The following is a 7207-nucleotide window of genomic DNA, read 5'->3' as shown; positions in this document are numbered from 1 at the left end:
AGGTCGCCGAACCGGTGCGGTTCGTGGACCAGATCCAGGCGATGCACGCCGCCGGCGCCCGGGTGTTCGTCGAGGTGGGGCCGGGTCGGGTGCTCACCGGCCTGGTCGGCAAGATTCTCGGCGACCGCCCGCACACTGCCGTTCACTGTGACGAGCCGGGGAAGCAGTCCCCCGGCCTGCACCAACTGCTGCTCGCCCTGGCCGAGCTGGCGGCCGCCGGGGTGCCCGTGGACCCGCTCCCGTTGTTCGCCGGGCGGGACGCGATCCCCATCCAGACACCGCCCACGCGCCCGGACTGGATCGTCAACGGCCACCTGGTCCGCACCGGGGACGGCGGGTATCCGACCAACGCGCTCCGTCCCGCCCAGCGGATCACCCCTCCGACAGGAGAAGCGATGGCAGCGGCAAACGGCGACGGCGGTCGAACGGAGCATGGGAAGCCGGTCCCTCCCAATAGGGTGCCGGCACGTGCCACCAACACGGCCGATCCCGCCACGAAACCGCGGGTGGCAGCCAGCCGTGAAGCGGCTGTACTGGAGTATCTTCGCAACGCTCGCGAGCTCATCGCTGCGCAGCGTGACGTCGTTCTCGGCTTGCTGGGCAGCACCCCGACACCGGGTTCACCTGCGGTGCCCGCCACCACGGCGCCGGTCGTGTCGGGGATGGCCGATGCGCCGGCTCCCCGCCCGGCGGTCGACGGTGAGATCGCACCGCCGCCCGAGCCCGAACCCGAGCCTGCACACGAGATCCCCGGCCCGGACCGGGTGCGTACCTCCGTGCTGTCCGTGATCAGCGCGCGGACCGGTTACCCCGAGGACATGCTGCACACCGACCTCGACCTGGAGGCCGATCTGTCCATCGACTCCATCAAGCGGATGGAGATCGTCGGGGAACTGGCTGAGCAGCTCGGGTCGGTCGCTGACGGCACCAAGCTGGACAGGTCGATCGTGGAGCAGATGGCCCGGATCAAGACCATCGGCGAGATCGTCACCTGGATCTGCGGTCACCTGCACGCCGGAACGCAATCCCCGGACCGTTCTCCGGCGGAGTCAGGTGATGATCAACAGGATCCGCTGCCCGAGCCCGGGACGCCACCGGCCGGACACGCCAGCGGTGATCCCGCGGTCGGTGGACCGCGGGAGGTACCGGATCCGGTGCAGGGCGCACCTCGTCGTCACGTGGTGCACCTGGTGGATCTGCCGGAGCTGCCGGCACCGCAGCCGGGTTCCATGCGGTTGGCCGGTGAGCGGTTCGTGATCGTGGACGACAGTTCCGGTGTCGCGCTGGAGCTGACGGACCTGTTGGAGCAGCAGGGCGCGCAGGTCCGTACCCTGTCCGAACCCGACGGCCGGGTCGACGGGTTGATCCACCTGGCCGCACTGCATCCGGGCGATGATCCGACACTGCCCGGTGCCTACGGAGGAATCCGGGATGCGCTGCTCAACGGGGTACGCCGGTTGGTCCTGGTGACTGGTTCGGGCGGCACCTTCGGCCACCGGTTCGACGGCACCGGGGCCGACGACCCGACCTCCGGGGCGGGCCTGCACGGGCTGGCTCGGACGATCGCCCGGGAATTCTCCGAGGTGCTGGTCCGTGCCGTGGACATCGACCGCAAGGACTCGCCGGGATCGGCTGCCCTGCACATCCTCACCGAGCTACTGGCCGACCGAAACCCCGTGGCGGTGGGGTACGAAGGTGGTCGGCGGCGCGGCCTCGCGGTGGTCCCGGCCGATCCCGTCGACTCCGTGCCACTCGCCCTCGGCGCGGACGGTGTTGTCCTCCTGACGGGCGGAGCCCGGGGAATCACCGCGCGGATGGCGCTGGCACTGGCCCGTACCACCGGTTGCCACCTCGAACTGGTCGGTCGTACCGCCCTGCCCACCGACGAGGATCCGGTGCTGTCCCGGGCACGGGACGAGGGGGCACTGCGTCGCGTGCTGGTGGCGCAGGGCGTGCGCACGCCGGCGGAGATCGAGGCGACGATCAGGCGAATCATGGCCGAGCGCGAGATGCGGGCGACCCTGATGGCACTCCGCGATCTGGCGGCCTCGGTGCGCTACCACGCCGTGGACGTACGGGATCCGGACGCCGTCCACGCGGTTGTCGAGGACATCTACGCCCGGCATGGACGGCTCGACGGCGTGATCCACGGTGCCGGACTGCTGGAGGACCGGCTGATCCGGGACAAGGCCCCCGAGTCGTTCGCCCGGGTCTGGCGCACCAAGGTGGACGGTGCCCGCGCCCTGGCCTCCGCCGTGCGGCCCGACGTGGGTTTCTTCGTAATCTTCGGCAGCGTCTCCGGTGTCTACGGCAACCGCGGCCAAGCCGACTACGCCGCGGCCAACGACGCCTGCGACACCCTCGCCCGAGTCTGGCGCACCCGGCTGCGGGGCCGCGTGCTGGTGGCCGACTGGGGACCGTGGGCCGGAGGCGGCATGGTCACTCCCGAACTGGCCCGGGAGTACGCCCGGCTCGGGATCGTGCTGCTTGAGCCCGACGCCGCCGTCACCGCCCTGCTGAACGAGATCGCAGCCGGGAACGAAACGCAGGTCCTCTTCACGGGGGCACGCGAATGACCCCCATCGCGATCGTCGGGATGGGGGCGATCTTCCCCGGCGCGGGCACGGCCCGACAGTTCTGGCAGAACATTCGGGCCGGTACCGACGCCATCACCGACGTGCCGCCGCACCGGTGGGATCCGGAGATCTACTACGCCCCCCACTCCTATGCCGATGCCCCGCGAAGCGACCGAATCTACTGCTGTCGCGGCGGATTCATCGATGACCTGGCAACGTTCGACCCGCTCGATTTCGGAATCATGCCGGCGACCGTCGAGGGGATCGAACCGGACCAACTGCTGGCACTGCGCACCGCCGCCGAGGCGATCGCCGACGCAGGGGGCATCGAACGGCTGCCGGATCGATTGCGGATCGGTGTCGTGATAGGACGCGGCGGCTATCTCACACCCGGGGCGGCCCGCTACGACCAGCGGGTACGCACCTCACACCAGCTCGTGAGCCTGCTCCGCGACCTCGTCCCGGGCATCGACGAGGAACGACTGGAACAGGTGCGCAGGGCCTTCTGCGAACAGCTCGGCCCCGACCAGCCGGATGCCGCCATCGGGCTGATGCCCAACCTCACGGCATCCCGGATCGCCAACCGCTTCAATCTCCGTGGCCCCGCCTACACGATCGACGCGGCCTGCGCCTCCGCGCTGCTGGCGGTGGAGCATGCGGCGGCGGTGCTACGTGAGAACCGGTGCGACGCCATGCTGGTCGGTGCCGTCCACCACGTCCACCACGCCACCTTCTGGAGCGTCTTCAGCCAGCTACGGGCGTTGAGCCCATCCGGACGGATCAGACCGTTCGACCGTTCCGCCGATGGCACTCTGCCGGCGGAAGGCACCGGCATGGTGGTGCTTAAGCGCTTGGCGGACGCCCAGCGGGCAGGTGACCGGATCTACGCCGTCATCCGCGGAGTCGGCAGCTCCAGCGATGGACGCGCCAGCAGCCTGCTGAGTCCGTTGGCCGATGGCCAGGTTTTGGCGCTGGAACGCGCCTGGCAGGATTCCAGACTGGATCCCGGTGTGCCCGGAGCGGTCGGGTTGGTGGAGGCGCACGGCACCGCCACCCCGGTCGGCGACCAAGCCGAGCTGGAGACACTGCGTCGCGTCTTCGGCCCGCACGGACCGCCGATCGGGCTGGGCACGGTCAAATCTATGATTGGCCATGCCATGCCGGCAGCCGGGATGGCCGGGTTGATCAAGGCGGCCTGCGCATTGCACGATGGAGTGCTGCCGCCCACCCTGGGCATCGACGACCCGCACGCCGCGTTGGCCGGAACCCGATTGCAGCCCATCCGTGAGCAGACCAACTGGGAGCGGGCTCCCGGTGCGCCACGGCGGGCGGTTGTCAACGCCTTCGGCTTCGGTGGCGTCAACGCCCACGTGATCCTCGAAGAACCCCCCGGGAACTCCGTTCACTCCGGGCGCACTACCCGCCCGCCGGCTTCGCTCGTTTCGCCGAACGGGGATCCCTCGGCCTCGGTCGCACTCGCACTTCGCGAGCTTGGCGAGGACGAGGTGATTCTTCGACTGGCAGCCGAGTCCGCCGAGAAGCTGGCGGAACTACTCGCGGTGCCGGACGAGGAACTGTTGACGCGGGTCGGCCAAGAACCGCCGGAGCTGCCTTGCCGGCTGGCGATGGTGTCGCCGACGGCACGACGGCTGAAACTGGCCCGCGCCATCGTCACCCGTGGTATTCCCTCACGGGGCCGCAGCGACATTTGGTTCACCCCCCGCCCTCTGCTTGCGCCCGGCCCTATGGCGAGCCACCAGGCGGGGGGTGAGGCTGGTTCCCCGGGTGGGCGGGTGGCCTTTCTTTTCCCGGGCTTCGAGCCGGTCTTCGAGCCGCGGATCGCTGACGTCACGGTGCAGCTCGGATTGCCCCAGCCCAAGCTGACCGGCCGAACCGACCTGCTCGGCCAGGCCGCCGACGTGATCGCGGTGGGTCGCCTGCTCGACACGGCGTTGCGCCGGCTCGGTGTTGTGCCCGACGTCGCCGCCGGGCACAGTCTGGGCGAATGGACGGCAATGATCGCCGCGGGCGTGTACCCGCAGGACGCCGTCGATGCCCTCATCACAGCCCTCGACCACGATGTTCTCGACGTGCCCGATGTCGCGTACGCCGCGCTCGGGTGTGGGGCACACGGCGCCGAGGAGGCAATTCGAGGTCTCGAGGGGGTGGTCGTCAGCCATGACAACTGCCCGCACCAGTCGGTGATCTGTGGCGTGCCCGGGGCGGTGCGGCAGGTCCTCGCCCGGTTGACCGCCGACGGCGTGCTGGGCCAGGAGTTGCCGTTCCGGTCCGGCTTCCACACCCCGATGGCCGAGGCATACCTGGAGCGGGTACACGCCCTGTTCGAGACATCACTGGTCCGACAGCCCGACGTGCCGCTCTGGTCGGCAACCACGGTCGCCCCGTTCCCGGAGCAGCCGGAGCAGGTCCGCGCGCTGATCATTCGCCACCTGCTCGAGCCAGTGCGGTTCAGCGCTCTGATTGAGCGGCTGTACGAGACCGGGGTACGAGCCTTCGTTCAGGTTGGGCCCGGCAGCCTGACCGGCTTCGTGACGGACCGGCTCGGCGGCCGTGAGCACCTGGCAATAGCCGCCAACGTCGGCAAACATGACGGACTGGCGCAGCTCCGTCGTGCCATCGCCGCGTTCTGGGTCGAGGGCTATGTCACCACGAGCCACCGCACCTCGGCCGACGTCGAGGGGCGACCGGCTACGGGCCGGAGCGACGGGCAGACCGGACAGGGAATGCGGCTGGACCTCGGGACGCGCATCGTCCGCTTGAATGGGGCTGTACCGCCGTTGACTAGGCCGGGATGTGGCCGGCCGGAGGTGCCCACGGACGCACCGGTGCTGGCCGAGTTCGACGCATTGCTCCGGGATACGACGGCTACCGCCGATACCGTGCTGAACGCTCTGGGGACACCGACGCAACCCACCGCCGAAGGCGGCGAACTCACTACCTCACGGGTGTTTTCCCTGGAGACCATGCCGTATCTCACGGACCATTGCCTGGTCCCCCAGCGTGCGAACTGGCCCGAGCCGTCCGACCGCTTCCCGGTGGTGCCGTTGACCACGCTACTGGAGGTGATGGCCGAGATCGCACGGGAGCTGCGACCAGGCCAGGTGGTGATCGGCTTCGAGAACATTCGGGCCATGCGCTGGGTTGTGGCCGCCCCACCCACCGTCGCCAGGATCCACGCACAGCTGATCGGTCCGGGACGTATCGAGGTAAAAATCGAAGGCCACACTGACGGAATCGTGCTGCTCGCTGAGCACTACCCGGCGGCTCCGCCCGCTGACCGTACCCCGCTCGCCGACGAGAAGTTGCCCCCCGTGACCGCGGAGCGGCTCTACTCCGAGGGGTGGATGTTCCACGGTCCACGCTACCAGGGAGTCGTTGAGATCTCCGCACTTGCCGCGGACGGGGTGCGGGGTCGGCTGGCCTCGTTGTCCACCCCGGGAGCACTACTGGACAGCGCAGCTCAACTATCCGGCGTCTGGATCCAGGTGTACGGGGACAAGGACCAGATTATGTTCCCGCTCCAGGTTGAGCGGATCACTTGGTACGGCCCGTTGCCACCAGCAGGGGAGCGGCTGGACGCGACTATTTGGAATCGCACGGTCTCCGGCGCATTCATGGTCGGGGACATGGAGTTGGTCCGGCCCGACGGCTCGGTATGGGCTCGTGTCGACGGCTGGACGAGCCACCGGTTCTTCACCGACGGTTCCGGCTGGCGTATGAGGTTTGCCCCGGAGTTCTTCGGGTTGGGCGAGCCGCAGCCCGATGGCTGGTGCCTGGCCCGCAAGCATTGGAGCGATGTCTCGTCCCGGGACCTGGCCATGCGGAGGTACCTGTGCGCCGCCGAACGCACCGAGTACCACCGGCTTCCCCCACGAGACCAGGCTTCCTGGTTACTGGGCCGGATCGCGGTCAAGGACGCCATACGGCAATGGCTGTGGGAACGGGGATGCGGGCCACTGTTTCCCGCTGAGCTAACGGTACGAGACGACGCTACCGGCAGGCCCGAGGTGACCGGACCGATCACCGAACCGCTGTTCGTGTCTATCGCCTACACCACTGATCTGGGCGTAGCTCTTGTACGACCCGCGTCCCAACCGGCAGCCATCCACATCGAGAGCGTTCAGGAGCCGGGCGATGCGGTCGAGGACGTCGTACTGGCCGAGAACGAGCAGGCACTTGTGGGCCGGCTACCTGGCGACCGGGCACTGACGCTGACCCGGCTGCGGGCGGCAAAGAAGGTTGCCGCCAAGGCGGCCGGCACCGGACCACCCAGCCATCCGCGTGACTTCGTTGTGACGGCTGCCGACGGGAACCGGTTACTGGTGGCCACGGAGACGACGGCGACAGCGGTCGAGAGCCGTCTGCTGGACAGTCACATCGTTGCGTGGACCGTCGCAGCAGAGAACAGCACGAGGAACAGGACGCCCCATGGACACAAAGAACGTGACAGCTACGGAATCTGACGCCAGTGACGTCTACACCGATATAGTCGGGATGCTCATCGACGTGGTGGGCGAGGATATCCTGCTGGATCTCGAGGTCGGGACTAAGAGCGTGTCTCACTTGGTAGATCGTTGAGGTGGGGTAGATGATCTCCACTCGTGGACGAT

At 68.7% G+C, this 7207-nt stretch carries 2 protein-coding genes; both read left to right on the top strand.

Going from position 1 to position 7207, the window contains the following annotated elements:
- Nucleotides 1-2576, top strand: a 2576-nt coding sequence (locus IEY55_RS31220; protein WP_229686941.1) for an SDR family NAD(P)-dependent oxidoreductase, incomplete at its 5' end; no start/stop codon positions are given.
- On the top strand, nt 2573-7060 hold the full coding sequence (locus IEY55_RS31215) for a beta-ketoacyl synthase N-terminal-like domain-containing protein (protein ID WP_189062187.1): 4488 nt from the start codon (nt 2573-2575) through the stop codon (nt 7058-7060). The genes IEY55_RS31220 and IEY55_RS31215, both read left to right, overlap by 4 nt.
- Nucleotides 7061-7207 lie beyond the last annotated feature (147 nt).

The sequence above is a fragment of the Longimycelium tulufanense genome, assembly GCF_014645795.1.
GTDB classification, from domain to species: Bacteria; Actinomycetota; Actinomycetes; order Mycobacteriales; family Pseudonocardiaceae; genus Longimycelium; species Longimycelium tulufanense.
The sequence above is the reverse complement of the archived record's forward strand: the minus strand, read 5'-3'. Positions and strand labels throughout refer to the sequence as shown.